We start from the raw sequence: 17,291 nt of genomic DNA on the forward strand, positions 1-17,291 counted from the left end.
CTTAGTGTGAATGGCGTGGCACGGCCGAACCGCGCGGGCCGACCAGGAAGTCGAAGTCGCAGCCTTCATCGGCCTGCAGCACGTGTTCGATATACAGCTGCTGGTAGCCGGTCTTCGGCCCCGGCGCGCTGCCACGCACGCGCACGGCCTGGCGCGCCGCCATTTCTTCGTCGGTGATGTCCAGGTTCAGCAGGCCGCCGGCGCAATCGAGCGTGATCCAGTCGCCGTCCTGCACGATGCCCAGCGGGCCGCCGGCCATCGCTTCGGGCGCCACGTGCAGCACCACGGTGCCGTAGGCGGTGCCGCTCATGCGCGCGTCCGAAATGCGCACCATGTCCTTCACGCCGGCGGCCAGCAGTTTCGGCGGCAGGCCCATGTTGCCCACTTCGGCCATGCCCGGATAGCCTTTCGGGCCGCAGTTCTTCATCACCAGCACCGAATCCTTGTCCACTTCCAGGTCCGGGTCCATGATGCGCGATTTGTAGTGCTCGAAGTCTTCGAATACCACGGCCTTGCCGCGGTGCTGCATCAGCGCCGGCGTGGCGGCCGACGGTTTCAGCACGGCGCCGCGCGGCGCCAGGTTGCCGCGCAGGATGCAGATGCCGCCGTCTTTCAACAGCGGATTGTCCAGCGTGCGTACCACTTCATCGTCGTAGATCGGCGCATCCTTGCAGTTATCCCACAGCGACTTGCCGTTGACGGTCAGCGCATCCGGGTTGGGCAGCAGGTTGCCGTCGCCCATGCGGCGGATCACGGCCGGCAAGCCGCCCGCATAGTAAAACTCTTCCATCAGGAAGCGGCCCGATGGCAGCAGGTCGACGATGGTCGGCATGCCGCGGCCCACGCGGGTCCAGTCTTCCAGTTCCAAGTCCACGCCGATGCGGCCGGCAATCGCTTTCAGGTGGATCACGGCATTGGTCGAGCCGCCGATGGCGGCGTTGACGCGAATCGCGTTTTCAAAATTTTCCTTGGTCAGGATTTTCGACAGCTTCAGGTCTTCGTTGACCATCTCGACGATGCGGATGCCCGACATATGCGCCAGCACATAGCGGCGCGCGTCGACCGCGGGAATGGCCGCATTGTGCGGCAGCGAGGTGCCCAGGGACTCGGCCATGCAGGCCATGGTCGACGCGGTGCCCATGGTGTTGCAGGTACCGGCCGAACGCGAGTGGCCCGCTTCGGCGGCCAGGAATTCGTGCATCGAAATTTCGCCGCCCTTGACCTGCTCGTGCAGCTGCCACACGGCCGTGCCGGAACCGATGTTCTTGCCATTGAGTTTGCCGTTCAGCATCGGGCCACCGGTCACGACGATGGTCGGAATATCGACCGAGGCGGCACCCATCAGCAGCGCCGGCGTCGTCTTGTCGCAACCGACCAGCAGCACCACGCCGTCCATCGGATTGCCGCGGATCGATTCCTCGACGTCGATCGACGCCAGGTTACGCGTCAGCATCGCGGTCGGACGCAGGTTCGATTCGCCGTTCGAGAACACGGGAAATTCGACCGGAAAGCCGCCCGCCTCCAGGATGCCGCGCTTGACGTGCTCGGCCAGCTTGCGAAAGTGCGCATTGCACGGCGTCAGTTCGGACCATGTATTGCAGATGCCGATGATCGGTTTGCCCTGGAATTCATGATCCGGGATACCCTGGTTCTTCATCCAGCTGCGATACATGAAACCGTTCTTGTCCTGGGAACCGAACCACTCCGCCGAGCGCAGGGTTACCTTCTTTTTTGTGTCAGACATGCCATTCTCCTGTGTGTGCCATGCCCGACAATCCAGCGCCCCGGGCAGCGATGTGGCGATACTAAAGAATCACGCCATGCCTTTCCAATCAATTTTTATAGCGTTCCGATACCAAAACGAATATCGATAACAGGAACAAGAACGCCCTGCGACCGGGTGGCGGCAGGGCGTTGCATGTCTGAATGAAAACGAACCCGCTGAATGGCTGGGGTCGGACCCTGAGGGTCCGACCCCGGAACTTGCGTTTGGGGTTACGTGCTACTCCACCGAAAACCGATAGATGGTCTGCGTCCGATACACCTCCCCCGGCCGCAAAATACTGCTTGGGAAATGCGCATGATTGGGAGAATCCGGAAAATGCTGGGTCTCCAGGCAGAACGCGCCGCGATAACTGTTGGCGCGCCCCTTGCCCTGCTGGCTGCCATCGAGGAAATTGCCCGAATAAAACTGCACGCCCGGCTCCTCTGTATACACCTGCATCACGCGCCCCGACTGCGGCTCGCGCGCCACCGCAGCCAGGCTCAGCGATTCTCCTGCCTGTTTATTGAGCACGAAGTTATGATCGTAACCGCGCCCGATGGCAATCTGTGCGTGCTCGCTATCGATACCGGCACCGATCGCCACCGGCGCGCGCAGGTCGAACGGCGTGCCGGCCACCTCCGCCAGTTCGCCGAGCGGAATCGATCCTGCATCGACCGGCGTATAGCGGTCCGCATTGATCATCAGCTCGTGCCCCAGGATATCGCCGTGCCCTGCCAGGTTGAAATAGCTGTGGTTGGTCAGATTGACGGGCGTGGCCTGGTTGGTGACAGCGTGATAGCGCAGGGTCAGGGCATTGTCGTTGTTGAGTTCATACACCACCGTCACATCGAGCTTGCCCGGATACCCATCCTCGCCATCCGGGCTGCTGCGGGTAAACGTGATGCCGACCGCCTCCTCGTTCTGGAACGGCGCCGCCTGCCACAGCACCTGGTGAAACCCTTGAATTCCACCATGCAGGTGATTCGGCGCATTGTTGACGGCCAGCTGGTAGTCCTTGCCATCAAGGCTGAACTGCCCCTTGGCGATCCGGTTGCCGAAGCGCCCGATCAGCGCGCCAAGAAAGGCCGAATTGGCCAAGTACGGTTCGATACGGTCAAAACCCAGCACCACATCGGCCAGCACGCCGTCGCGGTCCGGCACATGAATTTCGCTGATAATGGCGCCAAAATCGAGCACTTTGACCCGCATGCCGTTGCGGTTGGCGAGCGTATAGGCGGTGACGGGGCTACCGCCCGGCAAAACGCCAAACGGCGCGGCACTGACGGACAGGGCAAGGGCTTCGTTACTCATGGGCAGATGGTCTCCGTTGGATTTTTTATGGGCGCATGCGGGCCGGCGCCCTGATGTTAGAGCCTGGAGAAGCGTTGCACCAATCTTTTTTTCCAGCGGTGCGATACCGGTTTTCGTATGGTGCCCGCCAGTAAAGGCGGATTAAAGGCGTTGCGCCGCAAGCCAGTGCAAAAAAATGGCTTGCGGATAAAAGGGACATAATCAGGCTGGTTTGTAGTGCAGGGTTTTCTTGAGCACTCTACCGTCGGTTAAATATGCACTCAATACGACGTCGCTGAATGGCCTGGAATCGACGCAAATCATCACGTCATTCGCACCGACGGTACCAGGAAAACCATTGCAGAAACGTAACTGGCTGCTGTCGCTCAATTCCAGACGCAAAAATTGCGCGTCGTAAGTTTTGGAGCAACTGCTGCGTGTTTCACACGTCGCCTGCAGCATGCCGCCGCCCGTTCTGGTCGCGTAATGAAAGGGTTCAGTACTACTTGTGGTTCCGACTATCTCAACAACTGGCTGTGCGACCAGGTCAAGCGCCTGCTGCTGGGCTAGCGCAAAAAAATCTCTATTGCGGGCAAAGGTAAATCCTCCAATAGGATCGGGGGGTGCAGGCTGAGTAATGACAACCGGCTCACCCGAATTGCCGGACGATCCGCCACCGCCACAAGCGGCCAGCAATGCACTGGCAGCAGCCATCAATAATAATTTCAAACGCATTGTTTTCTTTCTGAATAGGTTATTCAAGCAAACGGAAAAACTTTCTTTCGCGTGCTGTGCAATGATATTTTTGTCTTAATATAAAAATATTGCCATAGAATAACAAATTTCATTTGCCTGCACCAGCATCGGTGTTGCGGCAGAATGCCCCAATCAAAAGTAGGGTGCGTTGGAAAAGTGTCAGCACGGCGCCAGGAAAGCGGAACGTAACCAGGTTGGCAGTTGAAGCGCCAGAATGGGAATATCGCTGAGAACGGGGAGGAAAATCTTGGTGCGGCTGGCGGGGATCGAACCCACGACCCTTGGCTTCGGAGGCCAATACTCTATCCACTGAGCTACAGCCGCGTAGGGGGAATTTCTGAAGTGAAGCGAAGGATACCGTTTTTCTTTACCTGCGTCTACGAAAACTGTCGTATGAACGGCAATTGCATGTCACTGCTCAATTTTTGTGCCTATAATCACAAGCTTTATAAAGGTTTGCATCAAGGCATGTAAAAATGCCAACTTACACGGCCATCAGCTTCAAATCTGGACTAAGGACATCATGAGCGACGCACATAACGAACAACAATCAGCGATCAAAACGCCTAAACAATTGATAGCCGCAGTTGCCGGCTTTTTCCTCGTCACCGTCATCGGCATCATCCTGCTGGTCCAGTTCGTCACGGCCCAGAAGCTGACCGGCGCGGGTTCGGACAGCCAGACGGCGGACGCCATCGCGGACCGCCTGAGTCCGGTGGCCAACGCCGGCTATACCTTCAAGGATGCCAGCGGCCCGAAAGTGCTGCAGACCGGCGAAGCGATCTATACCTCGACCTGCGTGGCCTGCCACGGTGCGGGCGTGGCGGGCGCGCCGAAGTTTGGCGATGCGGGCGCGTGGTCGGCGCGCATTGCGCAGGGCTACGAAACGGTCGTGAAGCACGCGATCGAAGGCTTGCGCGCGATGCCGGCCAAGGGCGGCAATCCGGACCTGGATGACGTGGAAGTGGCGCGCGCCGTGGTGTATATCGCCAATGCGTCGGGCGGCAAGTTCAAGGAGCCGGAAGTGCCGGCGCCGGCGGCAGCGGCCGATGGCGCCGCAGCGGCGGATCCGGCAGCCACCCCGGCGCCAGCAAAATAAGCAGCGCCGATTCAGGAAAAAACCACCGACGCTTGCCGGTGGTTTTTTTTCGTCCCTACAACTTGAACGCGGAGACGATCTGTTCCAGTTTGCCCGCCTGTTCCTGCATCGAATGAGCGGCGGCGGCGGCCTGCTCGACCAGCGCGGCGTTCTGCTGGGTGGCGTCGTCGAGCTGGGCGATGGCCTGGTTGACCTGGCCGATGCCGATATCCTGTTCCTGGCTGGCCAGCATGATTTCGCCGAGGATGCCGGCCACCTTGTCGGTCCCGGCGACGATCTCGGTCATGGTGGCGCCGGCCTGGCTGACCAGCTTGCTGCCGGCGTCGACGTTCTGCACCGATTCGGCGATCAGCGCGCCGATTTCCTTTGCTGCGGCGGCGGAACGTTGCGCGAGATTGCGCACTTCCGAAGCGACCACGGCAAAGCCCCTGCCCTGCTCGCCCGCGCGCGCCGCTTCCACTGCCGCGTTCAGCGCCAGGATATTGGTCTGGAAGGCGATGCCGTCGATGACGCTGATGATGTCGACGATTTTCCTCGACGACGCTTCGATCGCGCCCATGGTCTGCACCACCTGCGCCACTACCGCGCCACCCTGCGCGGCTACTTTCGACGCGTCCAGCGCCAGCCGGTTGGCCTCGGTGCCGCTGTTGACGTTCTGCTTGACGGTGCTGGTCAGCTCTTCCATCGACGAGGCGGTCTGTTCCAGCGCGCTGGCCTGGCTTTCGGTGCGCGCCGACAAGTCCTGGTTGCCGCTGGCAATCTCGCGCGAGGCCAGCGCGATCGAGCCGGTGCTGCGGCCGATCTCGCCGATCATGGTTTGCAGGCGGGCGATAAAACCGTTGAAGCTGGTGGCCACCGCATCGAACTCGCTGCCGCCACCGGCCGGCAGGCGGCGGCTCAGGTCGGCGTCGCCGGCCGACAGCGCATCGATATTGTCTTTCAGGCCCGACAGGCGCCCCATGAAAACGCGGATGCCGCCCACGCACATGACGAACAGCAAAATGGCGACCGGGATTTGCACGGCGCCCAGCTTGCCCAGGATGCGGCGGCTTTGCTGGGTCAGCGTGCTGGTCGGCAAGGAAGTAGCCAGCAGCCACGGGCTGCCCGGGATGGCGGTGACCAGCAGGCTGTGCGCTTCGCCGTTGCTGTCGTAATCCGATTCGAAGCTGGTTTCCTTGCCCAGCGTGGGCAGCAGGCGCGCCAGTTCGGCCGCCATCGGCGAGGTGCTGGCCAGGTCGGTGACTTTTTTCAGCACGATCTCGCTCTTGATATAGGTGCTGTTGCTGACGATCTTGCCGTCGCGCTCGACGATCAGGATCTGGCCATGCATGCTTTGTTCCATGTCGGCCACCAGGCGGTTGAAAAAGCCCAGCGTGACGTCGATGGTCGACACGCCGAACAGCTGGTCGCCCTTGTAGATCGGCATCGCGCAATTGGTGCGCGGCTGCGGGCTGGCGTCGTCCTGGTAGGCCTTGGCCCAGGTGCAATGGCCGCGCGGGGATTTGAGGCCGCCGAGGAACCAGCTCTGCTCGAAATATTTCAGCGACTCGGGCGAATTCCAGTGCGTGTTGAAGACCAGCTTGTTGCTGGCATCACGCGCGACAAAGGTGGAAAATTTTTCGCGTCCCGGTTCGCGCTGGTTCGGCAGCGGCCAGATGCCGCCGCCAAACACGTTCGGGTCGGAATACTGGTCGACCAGGCCGGGCAGCACGACGTCGATGGTGGCGCTGTCGAGCAGCGGGATGGTCTGCGTGATGCTGCGCGACTGCGCCTCGACCTGGCGCAGCTGCTCGGCGATGCGGGTGGCGATGGCGTTGACGCTGGAGGCCACCACCAGCGACTCGGTGCGCTTCAGGTCGGGCGTGACAAAAAAATGAATCACTGCCAGGGTCAGCCCCAGCAGCAGCAGGAAAATCAGGCTGAACAAGGCGGTAAAACGCGCCTGGCTGGTACGCAACAGGTTTTCCACGATATGCCTCTTTAAGCTGGTAATGATGGTTGTCGGCGCCGTACGATGCGACGCTGAGCCTGCTGCAATGTATATTCTTTGCAACAATCAAAGTCAATCCGCAAAAAGGCAAACTTGCCAGAAAAATCAGGACTGTGCACTTGGCCATACGGCATGAAAAAAGCCGCCCGGCTGGTGTCAGCGGGACGGCTTTACGGAGACTACAACGCGGGGATTACCACATGATGACGCGGTCTTTTGGCGGCAGGTACATCTTGTCGCCCGGTTTCACGTCAAACGCCTGGTAGAAGCCCGGCTGGTTGCGCATGGTGCCGTTGGCGCGGAACTGGCCTGGCGAATGCGGGTCGGTTTTCAGCAGCACCAGTTGCTGCGCTTCGCGCATCTTCATGCGCCATACCTGGGCAAAGCCGGCATAGAAACGCTGCTCGCCGGTAAAACCATCGATGACCGGCGCTTTCTTGCCATTCAGCGACAATTTGTAGGCCTTGTAGGCGATCGCCACGCCCGAGTTGTCCGCAATGTTTTCGCCCAGGGTCAGCTCGCCATTGACGTAGTTGTCCTTGACGGGGCTGAAGCTGTTGTACTGCTTGACCAGCTGCTGGGTCTTGGCCGCGAAGTTTTTGTGGTCGGCCTTGGTCCACCAGTCGCGCAGATTGCCGTCGCCGTCGTACTGGGCGCCCTGGTCGTCGAAGCCGTGGCTGATTTCATGGCCGATCACGCCGCCGATGGCGCCGTAGTTGACGGCGTCGTCCGCATTGGCGTCGAAGAACGGCGCTTGCAGGATGGCGGCCGGGAAGACGATTTCGTTCATTTCCGGGTTGTAATAGGCGTTTACGGTCTGCGGCGTCATGCCCCACTCGTCGCGGTCGATCGGCTGGCCCAGTTTATTGAGTTCGCGCGTGTAGTTGACCAGGTGCGAACGCTGGATATTGCCGATCAGGTCGTCCGGCGCCACGGTCAGGCTGGAGTAATCGCGCCATTTGTTCGGATAGCCGATCTTGGTGGTGAACTTGGCCAGCTTGGTTTGCGCCTGTTTCTTGGTGACCGGGCTCATCCAGTCCAGCTTGTCGATGCTCTGCTTGTAGGCCGTCATCAGGTTTTTCACCAGCGCTTCCATGCGCGCCTTGCGGTCGGCCGGGAAATACTGTTCCACGTACAGCTGGCCGACGGCTTCGCCCAGCGCGCCTTCGACGGCGCCCACGCCACGCTTCCAGCGCGGACGCATTTCCGTCACGCCCGTCAGGGTGGTGCCGTAGAACGCGAAGTTTTCATCGACATAGGCTTTCGGCAGGTAGGCCGCATGCGCGTGCAGCAAGTGCCACTGGAAATACGCTTTCCAGGTGTCGAGCGGGGTCTTCTCGGCAATCTCGGCAAAACCTTTCAGGTAGCTGGGCTGGCTGACGATCACATAGGTGGTCTTGCCGGCGATGCCGGTGTCGGCCAGGTAGCGGTTCCAGTCGTAGCCTGGCGCCACTTCGGCCAGTTTCGCCAGTTCCACCTTGTTGTAGGTTTTGACGGGATCGCGGTTCTGCACATTGCTCCACTGCACGCGCGCCAGTTCCGTTTCCAGCGCCACGATGGCCTTCGCATTGGCGGCAGCGTTCTTGTCGCCGGCCAGGCTCAGCATTTTTTCCACATGGGCCGTGTACTTGGCCAGGGTCTCGGCCTTGCCCGCTTCCAGGTAGTAGTCGCGGTCAGGCAGGCCCAGGCCGCTTTGCACGATGTCGGCCACGTATTTGGTCGAATCCTTGGCGTCCTGGTGGATGCCGAAGTCATAGGGCGAGGTCACGCCCAGCTTGCTGAAGTGCGCAATCACGGCCGGCAGTTCTTTTTTGTCCTGCAGCGCGGCGATCTTTGCCAGCTCGGCGTTCAATGGCGTCAGGCCCAGGCTTTCCAGCTTGGCTTCGTCCATGAAGCTGTTATAGAAATCGCCGATCTTTTGTGCGTTGGAACCCGGGGCGCGGGCCTTGTCGGCGGCCGCGCCTTCGACGATGCCGCGCAGTTGCGTTTGCGTGTCATCGGCCAGCTTGGCGAAACTGCCCCAGCTCGACTTGTCGGCAGGAATCACGGTTTCGGCCAGCCATTTGCCGTTCAGATGCTGGAACAGATCGTCCTGGGCGCGCACGGCCGGGTCGATGTATTCGACGGCGATGCCGGAAGCGAGGCCCGCTGGCGCGGCGGCAGTGGCGGCCGGAACAGCTTTCTTGTTTACATCAGCAGCATTGGCCATGCCCAATACGCCAGCCAACAAACTCAGGGTCAATGCACTTAACAAATGTCGATTCACGGAGGGTCCTTGTATTGTGTGGAATAGAAGGGTCAGAACGCCCTAGGCTTCTGGCCCGGTTTTCGACTGTAGCATACCGGTGGAAACGGTATAAAAAACTTTGCGGGGGAATGCAAAAAAGACCACGCGCGTTGGTCTTTTTTGTTGTTGCAACATGACGCTCGATATTGCTGGTGGTGAATGTCGGATTACGCGCAAGCGCTAATCCGACCTACGATGCTCCACAATTGAACACATCACGCACGTAGGCCGGGTTAGCCCGCAGGGCGTAAGCCGACAAAATGACGCTTACCAGATAATCACGCGGTTTTCCGGCGCCACATACATCTTATCGCCCGGTTTCACACCGAACGCTTCATAGAAGCCGGGCTGGTTGACCATGGTGCCGTTGGCGCGGTACTGGCCCGGCGAATGGGGATCGGTCTTGATCTGCACGATCTGCTGGGCTTCGCGCATCTTGCTGCGCCAGACCTGGCCAAAGCCCATGTAGAAGCGCTGGTCGCCGGTCAAGCCGTCGATCACGGGCGCCGGCTTGCCGCCCAGCGAGATTTTATAGGCCTTGTAGGCGATCGCCACGCCGGAATTATCCGCAATGTTTTCGCCCAGGGTCAGCGCGCCGTTGACGTTATAGCCCGGCAATGGGCTGTAGCCGTCGTACTGCTTGGTCAGCGCGTCGGTCTTGGCGGCGAAGTTCTTGCGGTCTTCGGCGGTCCACCAGTCGCGCAGGTTGCCGTCGCCATCGGACTGGCTGCCCTTGTCGTCAAAGCCGTGGCTGATTTCATGGCCGATCACGGCGCCGATGGCGCCATAGTTGACGGCGTCGTCGGCATTGGCGTCAAAGAACGGCGGCTGCAGAATCGAAGCGGGGAAGACGATTTCGTTCATGGTCGAGCTGTAGTAGGCGTTCACCGTTTGCGGCGTCATGCCCCACTCTTCGCGGTCGATCGGCTTGCCCAGCTTGGCCAACTGCCGTGCCGAGGCAAAATTGGCCGCGCGCATCATGTTGCCGGCCAGGTCGCCGGAGGCGATCTGCAGCTTCGCGTAATCGCGCCACTTGTTCGGGTAGGCGATCTTCGGCGTGAACTTGGCCAGCTTGGCTTGCGCCTCTTTCTTGGTTTCCGGGCTCATCCAGTCCAAGGTGTCGATGCTTTCCTTGTAGGCGGCCAGCACGTTTTTCACCAGGCCCTGCATGTGTTCCTTGCGCTCGGCCGGGAAGTATTGCGCCACGTACAGCTTGCCGACGGCTTCGCCCAGCACGCTGTCGACCGCGCCCACGCCACGCTTCCAGCGCGGCTGGTTTTCGGTCACGCCGCTCAGCACGGTGCCATAGAAGGCGAAGCTTTCATCGACGAAGTTCTTCGACAGATACGGTGCATAGGCGCGCAGCAGTTGCCACTCGAAATACGCTTTCACGGTATCGAGGTCGGCGGCAGCCAGCACCTTGCTGTAGCCGGCCAGGTAGCTTGGCTGGTTGACGATCACGTAGTCGACCTTGTTGGCGATGCCGGCCGCGGCCAGGCCGCCTTTCAGGTCGTAGCCCGGGGTCAGCTCGTTCAGCTTGGCGACCGCCGTCTTGTTGTAGCGCTTGACCGGATCGCGGTTCTCGACCTTGGTCCATTGCACTTCGGCCAGCGAAGTTTCCAGCGCCACCACGGCCCTGGCATGCGCCGCGGCGTTCTTGTCGCCGGCCATGGCCAGCATCTTTTCCACGTGCGCCTGGTATTTTTCCTTGACCGCGGCCTGCTTGGCTTCCAGGTAGTAATCGCGGTCCGGCATGCCCAAGCCGCTCTGGCTCACGTAGGCGGCATATTTGGTTGACTCGCGCGCATCCTGGCCCACGTAGATCGCGTATGGTGTCGAGACGCCGGTCTGGCTCAGGTGCGCGATCAGGCCCGGCACGCCCTTCTTGTCGCGCAGCGAGCGAATGCGGTTCAGCTCGCCTGCCAATGGTTTCACGCCCAGCGCATCGAGGCGGGCTTCATCCATGTAGCTGGCGTACAGGTCGCCGATCTTCTGTGCTTCGGAACCGGCCTTCTTGTTCTTGTCCTGCTGGGTCGCTTCGATAATGCCGCGCAGCTGCGGCGTGGTGTCGTCGCGCAGCTTGGCGAACGAACCCCAGCTCGACTTGTCGGCCGGGATTTCAGCGGTGGCCAGCCATTTGCCGTTGAGGTGGGTAAAGAAGTCGTCCTGCACCCGCACGGCAGGGTCGATATATTGCACGTCGATGCCGGAAACGGGCGTGGCGGCTGCGGTGGCGGCTGCGGCCGGCTTGGCGGCAGTGGCAGGTTCGGCGGCATTGGCAAACGCAGCCAACAGGGTCAGGGTCAGGCTGCTCAGGAGGTATCGGTTCACGTGTGTCCTTATGGGGCATGTCAAAAAGATCAGGCGGATAGCCCGCCGCGCCGGGCGCGTCAACGAATGTAGCACGCAAAGCCCTGGCTTGACTATCCTGATCTGCCCCGCAGGAGCTTAACTGCCCGGGAAATTCATGGTCGCGCCGCCAGACCCCATGCCGGCGCCCATGCCGCCCATGCCCCCTTTGCCGCCGCCCTTGCGACCGCCGGGCTCGCCGCCTTCGCGTCCGCGCGATTCACCGTGCGGCGCGCCGCCATCCATCACGCGCGCCATCTGGCCGGCGATAAACACGGCCACCGCCTGGCGCTGGCGTTCATCGAGCGCATCGTTGACGCCCAGCCACCATTCGCGCACCTGCTTTTCTTCTGCCAGGCTGAGCGTGCTTTCATTGTCCATGCCGCCGACCAGGTCGCGCAGTTCCAGGTTGGGCGAGGCCAGCGCCTGCTGCACGCTGGCCTGCAGCCGTTCGCGGCGCGACTGGCGCTCGCGCAGCAGCTGCCGCGTTTTATTCTCTACCTGCTGCCACAGGATCTGCTGGTTGGCATTGAGTTTCAGTTCGGTCTTGAAATCGGGCGCCATCGGCAGCAGGTCCTGCAGCCGCATCTCTGCAATCGGCACGGCCGAAGCGCTCAAGGCCGCTGTAGCCAGCACCATGGCGGCGCCCAGGCGGCGCGCGGTGGAGATCATCATCAAGGTTGTCATATAAAAGATTTCCGGATAAAAAAAAGCCTGCGTCCGAAGACGCAGGCAAACCACTTCGTGTCGAGAATGCGGATTCACTATAGGGCGGCCCGACGCCCTTTTTTTCGACTCTTACAAATCCTTACTCCCCTCAAGAGCATCCCTACACCGTTGTACATAATCGCTACATTTGGCAAGCCTGCGCGGTGTTTTTTGCGACTACACTGAGCTTTCATGCAGGCGTCCCACGCCGGCGGTGATTCAGGACTATACTTTCAAGCTGGCGCCGCTCCATGGGGACTGGCGCCGCAGCAACGCATGCGGACGAAGGCGCAAATTCATGGGCAAACTCAAAAATACCGGCTTGATCAGCCTTGGCGTGGTGGCCGGCATCGCCGTCTCGCTGCAGTTTTCGGCGATGGCGCAAAAGAATGTCGAGCCGGCCCTGCCGCTGGAAGAACTGCGCCAGCTGGCCGATGTATTTGGCCTGATCAAGTCCGATTACGTCGAGCCGGTGGAGGACAAGAAGCTGCTGACGGAAGCCATTTCCGGCATGGTTGCCTCGCTCGACCCGCATTCGGCCTACCTGGACAAGAAAGCGTATGCCGAGCTGCGCGAAGGCTCGGAAGGCAAGTTCGTCGGCCTGGGCATCGAAATCGGCGCCAGCGACGACGGCTATATCCGCATCGTCTCGCCGATCGAGGATTCGCCGGCGTTTCGCGCCGGCATCAAGGCGGGCGACCTGATCACGCGCCTCGACGGCCAGCCCGTCAAGGGCGTCAGCCTGGAAGACAGCGTCAAGCGCATGCGCGGCGAGCCGGGCACCAAGGTCACCCTGACCATCGCGCGCCAGGACGAGCCGCAGCCGCTGTCGTTTACCATCACGCGCGAAGAAATCCACCAGAAGAGCGTCAAGTCGAAAATGGTCGAACCGGGCTATGCCTGGCTGCGCGTGTCGCAATTCCAGGAGCCGACCGTGGACGACCTGGCGGCGCAGATCACCGCGCTGTACCAGCAGGACCCGCACATCAAGGGCATGGTGCTGGACCTGCGCAACGATCCGGGCGGCGTGCTGCAAGGCGCCATCGGCGTGTCGGCCGCCTTTTTGCCCAAGGATGCGGCCATCGTTTCCACCAACGGCCAGGTGGCCGAATCGAAACAGGTGTTTTATGGCCGCGCCGAATACTATGCGTTCCGCTCGGAAGGCGATGCACTGGCGAAACTGCCTGCCGCCGTGAAAGACGTGCCGCTGGTGGTGCTGGTCAACACCGGCTCGGCCTCGGCCTCGGAAATCGTGGCCGGCGCCCTGCAGGATTACAAGCGCGCCACCATTATCGGCACGCAGACTTTCGGCAAGGGTTCCGTGCAGACCATCCGCCAGTTGACGGCCGACACGGCGGTGAAACTGACCACGGCCCGCTACTACACGCCGAAGGGCCGTTCGATCCAGGCCAGGGGCATCGTGCCCGACCTGCTGGTCGATGAAACGGCCGAAGGCGATGGCCTGAACAGCCTGCGCATGCGCGAGGCAGACCTGCAGAAGCATCTGAGCAACGACCGCGACAAGGAAAGCGCCAAGGCCAGCCCCGTCAATGACGAGATGGAAGAGCAGCTGCGCCTGATCGCGCTGGAAAAGAACCGCAAGCCGCTCGAGTTCGGCGGCAAGGATGATTTCCAGCTGAGCCAGGCCCTGAATCACCTGAAGGGCTTGCCGGTCAAGCTGGCCAAGCCGGAGCCGGTGGTGGTGCAGGCGGAGGTAAAGAAGGAAAAGTAACTTTTACCCCGAACCAAAGGCCGGGGTCGGACCCTGAGGGTCCGACCCCAGTCTCTGCCGTTGGGTTGAATCTTTGCCAGCGCCTCCACCTGATCACGCAACACATCTCCACTCCCCCGCAACGAAACTCTCTCAAGCCGACCCTGTTTGTGTAAAATTTGCTTCACTTATCGGCATCGCGCCGATTGCCCAATTTGAAAGCTTATCCATGAAACAAGTCGTCATCAGCGGTACCGGCCTGTACACGCCGCCATTTTCGATCTCGAACGAAGAGCTGGTCGCCTGCTTCAATGCCTACGCAGAAAAAACCAATGCCGACAACGCCGAGGCGATTGCCGCCGGTACCGCGACGGCGCTGGAACTGTCGAGCGTGGCGTTTATTGAAAAGGCCTCCGGCATCAAGTCGCGCTATGTGATGGAAAAGGAAGGCATCCTCGATCCGGCGCGCATGGTGTCGCGCATACCCGAGCGTGCCGATGACGAGATCTCCATCCAGGCCGAAATGGCGGTGGCCGCCGCGCGCGATGCGCTGGCCCGCGCCGGCCGCACGGCCGCCGATATCGACATGGTGCTGGTGGCCTGCAGCAATATGCAGCGCGCCTATCCGGCGCTGGCGGTCGAAGTGCAGGATGCGCTGGAGATCGACGGCTACGGTTTCGACATGAACGTGGCGTGCTCCTCGGCCACCTTCGGCATCCAGCAGGCGGTGGCCGCCGTGCAGAGCGGCCAGGCGCGCGCCGTGCTGGTGCTCAATCCGGAAATCACCAGCGGCCACCTGAACTGGCGCGACCGCGACAGCCATTTCATTTTCGGCGACGCCTGTACCGCCATCATCGTCGAAGCGAAAGAGACGGCCGTGTCCGAACACCAGTTCGAGATCATCGGCACGGAACTGAAAACGCGCTTTTCGAACGCCATCCGCAACAACTTCGGTTTCCTGAACCGTTTCGACGAGTCCGGCGTGGGCCAGGCCGACAAACTGTTCCGCCAGCAGGGCCGCAAGGTGTTCAAGGAAGTCTGTCCGATGGCCGCCGAGATGATCAAGGCGACGCTGGCCAAGGCCGGCGTGGAGGTGCCGCAAGTGCGCCGCTATTGGCTGCACCAGGCCAACCTGAACATGAACCTGCTGATCGCGCGCCTGATCCTGGGCCGCGACGCCGAGCCGGGCGAAGCGCCGGTGATCCTCGATACCTACGCGAATACCTCCTCGGCCGGTTCGATCATTGCCTTCCATAAATATCAAGATGATATGGAGTCCGGCGCGCTGGGCGTGATCTGCTCGTTCGGCGCTGGCTATTCCATCGGTTGCGTGGTCGTCAGAAAGCTCTGATCGAGACTCCAATCAAAAAGCCTGATTGACGCAATTGGGCGCAGTTCCAGGTGGATGGGTGTGAGTTCGCGGCCACCTGGACGAAGATGCAGCACAAGTTTTTTATAAAAAAGCGCCAGGAAAGTTTCCAGTTGAAGCTTTGTTGCGTTTATACTTACCCGCTGAGCAACATCTTTTTCCTCCGCCTTTCCTATAAGGAACCCATAACGCATGCCCCACGACATCAGTCTGATCACCACCATCGCCGCCGCCCTCGGGTTTGGCCTCGTTTTCGGCTTTATCGCCGCCCGCCTGAAATTGCCGGCCCTGGTCGGCTACCTGGCTGCCGGCATCGTGATCGGACCGGCCACGCCGGGCTTCGTGGCCGATGCGGAAATCGCCGGCCAGCTGGCGGAAATCGGGGTGATGCTGATGATGTTCGGAGTCGGCCTGCATTTTTCCATCGAAGACCTGTGGGATGTACGCAAGATCGCGCTGCCCGGCGCGGTGCTGCAGATCGGCGTCGCCACGGCGATGGGCATGGGCCTGGCCCACTTGTGGGGCTGGACCCTCGGTGGCGGCCTGATCTTCGGCCTGGCGCTGTCGGTGGCCAGTACCGTGGTGCTGCTGCGCGCGCTCGAAGAGCGGGGCATCCTCGACTCCCTCAACGGGCGCATTGCCGTTGGCTGGCTGGTGGTGGAAGACCTGGTCACGGTGCTGGTGCTGGTGCTGCTGCCGGCGTTTGCCGGCACCCTGGGCGGCACGGTGGCGCCCGGCTCCGAAGAAGTGAGCCTGTGGCGCACGCTGGCCATCACGCTGGGCCAGGTGGCCGGCTTTATCGTCTTCATGCTGGTGGTGGGACGCAAGCTGTTCCCGTGGATCCTGTGGCAGGTGGCGCGCACCGGTTCGCGCGAACTGTTCACCCTGTGCGTGATTGCGGCAGCCGTCGGTATCGCTTACGCCTCGACCAAGCTGTTCGGCGTGTCGTTTGCGCTCGGTGCGTTCTTTGCCGGCATGGTGCTGCGCGAATCGGAACTGAGCCACCGCGCCGCGGAAGAGTCGTTGCCGCTGCGCGACGCGTTTGCGGTGCTGTTCTTTGTCTCGGTCGGCATGCTGTTCGAGCCGAATATACTGGTTGAAAAACCGCTGCAGGTGCTGGCCGTGTGCGCCATCATTATCTTCGGCAAGTCGATCGCCGCCTTTTTGCTGGTGATGGCGCTGCGCTATCCGCCCAAGACCGCCATCATCGTCTCGGCCAGCCTGGCGCAGATCGGCGAGTTCTCGTTTATCCTGGCCGCGCTGGGCCTGTCGCTGGGCCTGATGCCGCAGGAAGGGCAAAGCCTGATCCTGGCCGGCGCCATCCTGTCGATCGCGCTCAACCCGGTGGTGTTCAGCATGGCCAAGCCGCTGCTGCGCGTGATCGGCAACAGCGACTTCGCGCGCAAGTTCGAACGCACCAACGATCCGCTGGCCGAACTGCCGATGACGGTGCCGCAGGAAAAACTGTCGGGCCAGATCGTGCTGGTCGGCTACGGCCGCGTGGGCCGCCGTATTGCGGCAGCACTGATGGAGCGCGGCATCCATTTCGTGGTGGCCGAGGAAAACCGCGAGATCGTCGACCAGCTGCGCAAGGACGGCATTCCTGCCGTGGCCGGCAATGCGGGCGAACCGGCCGTGCTGATCCAGGCCCATATCACGCACGCCACCATGCTGGTGATCGCCACGCCGGACACCTTCCACGTGCGCGCCATGATCGAAACGGCGCGCGCGCTGAACCCGGGCATTTTGACGGTAGTGCGTACCCACAGCGAGGAAGAAGCCGAACTGCTGCGCGCGGAAAACGCGGGCAAGGTGTTTATCGGCGAACACGAGCTGGCCAATGGCATGATCGACCATGTGCTGCACAGTTTTGATTCGGAGAAAAAGGGACACGGCCACTGACATGGCCAGCGCAGGTCGGGTAGGTCGGATTAGCGCTTCGCGCGTAATCCGACACCACCACGGTC

Annotated in this window: 11 protein-coding genes and 1 tRNA gene; 4 read left to right on the forward strand and 8 right to left on the reverse strand. The window is 61.3% G+C overall.

The features are described 5' to 3' along the window. Position 1: 1 nt before the first annotated feature. The 4 genes from RTQ46_RS05205 to RTQ46_RS05220 all read right to left on the reverse strand — a co-directional run bounded on the left by RTQ46_RS05205 (position 2) and on the right by RTQ46_RS05220 (position 4,135). Complete coding sequence (locus tag RTQ46_RS05205; RefSeq protein ID WP_312435048.1) at positions 2 to 1,744, reverse strand: IlvD/Edd family dehydratase; 1,743 nt, start codon at positions 1,742 to 1,744, stop codon at positions 2 to 4. Between the two features lie 258 nt (positions 1,745 to 2,002). Continuing rightward, positions 2,003 to 3,076, reverse strand: a complete 1,074-nt coding sequence (locus RTQ46_RS05210) for an aldose epimerase family protein (protein ID WP_312435049.1) — start codon at positions 3,074 to 3,076, stop codon at positions 2,003 to 2,005. Between the two features lie 201 nt (positions 3,077 to 3,277). Next, positions 3,278 to 3,790 carry a hypothetical protein gene (locus RTQ46_RS05215; RefSeq protein ID WP_312435051.1) on the reverse strand — a complete coding sequence of 171 codons (513 nt, stop codon included), beginning with the start codon at positions 3,788 to 3,790 and terminating at the stop codon, positions 3,278 to 3,280. Between the two features lie 269 nt (positions 3,791 to 4,059). Further along, positions 4,060 to 4,135, reverse strand: a tRNA-Arg gene (locus RTQ46_RS05220). A gap of 199 nt (positions 4,136 to 4,334) precedes the next feature. Between RTQ46_RS05220 and RTQ46_RS05225 the strand changes: the two genes are divergently transcribed. Then, positions 4,335 to 4,910, forward strand: coding sequence for a c-type cytochrome (locus RTQ46_RS05225; RefSeq protein ID WP_312435052.1), 576 nt, complete (start codon positions 4,335 to 4,337; stop codon positions 4,908 to 4,910). 55 nt (positions 4,911 to 4,965) lie between these two features. On the opposite strand, the gene RTQ46_RS05230 is transcribed toward RTQ46_RS05225, so the two are convergent. The 4 genes from RTQ46_RS05230 to RTQ46_RS05245 form a co-directional block, all read right to left on the reverse strand. Then, positions 4,966 to 6,879, reverse strand: a complete 1,914-nt coding sequence (locus RTQ46_RS05230; RefSeq protein WP_312435054.1) for a methyl-accepting chemotaxis protein — start codon at positions 6,877 to 6,879, stop codon at positions 4,966 to 4,968. Positions 6,880 to 7,093: 214 nt separating this feature from the next. Further along, the gene (locus RTQ46_RS05235) at positions 7,094 to 9,109 is read right to left on the reverse strand and encodes a M13-type metalloendopeptidase (protein ID WP_312435055.1); all 2,016 of its coding nucleotides are present in this window, start codon (positions 9,107 to 9,109) and stop codon (positions 7,094 to 7,096) included. A 345-nt stretch (positions 9,110 to 9,454) separates the two neighbouring features. Next, complete coding sequence (locus tag RTQ46_RS05240) at positions 9,455 to 11,518, reverse strand: M13-type metalloendopeptidase (protein WP_312435056.1); 2,064 nt, start codon at positions 11,516 to 11,518, stop codon at positions 9,455 to 9,457. Positions 11,519 to 11,635: 117 nt separating this feature from the next. Next, positions 11,636 to 12,211, reverse strand: coding sequence for a hypothetical protein (locus RTQ46_RS05245; RefSeq protein WP_312435058.1), 576 nt, complete (start codon positions 12,209 to 12,211; stop codon positions 11,636 to 11,638). 331 nt (positions 12,212 to 12,542) lie between these two features. Here RTQ46_RS05245 and RTQ46_RS05250 point away from each other — a divergent pair, with 331 nt between their 5' ends. From RTQ46_RS05250 to ybaL, 3 genes are all read left to right on the forward strand, one after another. Further along, entirely contained in the window at positions 12,543 to 13,976 is a 1,434-nt protein-coding gene (locus RTQ46_RS05250; protein ID WP_312435059.1) for a S41 family peptidase, read from the forward strand. A gap of 208 nt (positions 13,977 to 14,184) precedes the next feature. Continuing rightward, on the forward strand, positions 14,185 to 15,306 hold the full coding sequence (locus tag RTQ46_RS05255) for a beta-ketoacyl-ACP synthase III (protein WP_312435061.1): 1,122 nt from the start codon (positions 14,185 to 14,187) through the stop codon (positions 15,304 to 15,306). A gap of 210 nt (positions 15,307 to 15,516) precedes the next feature. After that, a complete protein-coding gene (ybaL, locus tag RTQ46_RS05260; protein ID WP_312435062.1) occupies positions 15,517 to 17,226 on the forward strand; it encodes a YbaL family putative K(+) efflux transporter in 1,710 nt (569 codons plus the stop codon). Positions 17,227 to 17,291: the final 65 nt, after the last annotated feature.

It is taken from the genome of Janthinobacterium sp., assembly GCF_031995485.1.
Taxonomy (GTDB): Bacteria; Pseudomonadota; Gammaproteobacteria; order Burkholderiales; family Burkholderiaceae_D; genus Janthinobacterium.

Bases quoted from the DNA above. Each gene is read 5' to 3' on its own strand.
- RTQ46_RS05205 (WP_312435048.1), bottom strand. From the start codon at position 1,744: ATGTCTGACACAAAAAAGAAGGTAACCCTGCGCTCGGCGGAGTGGTTC.
- RTQ46_RS05210 (WP_312435049.1), bottom strand. From the start codon at position 3,076: ATGAGTAACGAAGCCCTTGCCCTGTCCGTCAGTGCCGCGCCGTTTGGC.
- RTQ46_RS05215 (WP_312435051.1), bottom strand. From the start codon at position 3,790: ATGCGTTTGAAATTATTATTGATGGCTGCTGCCAGTGCATTGCTGGCC.
- RTQ46_RS05225 (WP_312435052.1), top strand. From the start codon at position 4,335: ATGAGCGACGCACATAACGAACAACAATCAGCGATCAAAACGCCTAAA.
- RTQ46_RS05235 (WP_312435055.1), bottom strand. From the start codon at position 9,109: ATGGCCAATGCTGCTGATGTAAACAAGAAAGCTGTTCCGGCCGCCACT.
- RTQ46_RS05245 (WP_312435058.1), bottom strand. From the start codon at position 12,211: ATGATGATCTCCACCGCGCGCCGCCTGGGCGCCGCCATGGTGCTGGCT.
- RTQ46_RS05250 (WP_312435059.1), top strand. From the start codon at position 12,543: ATGGGCAAACTCAAAAATACCGGCTTGATCAGCCTTGGCGTGGTGGCC.
- RTQ46_RS05255 (WP_312435061.1), top strand. From the start codon at position 14,185: ATGAAACAAGTCGTCATCAGCGGTACCGGCCTGTACACGCCGCCATTT.
- ybaL (WP_312435062.1), top strand. From the start codon at position 15,517: ATGCCCCACGACATCAGTCTGATCACCACCATCGCCGCCGCCCTCGGG.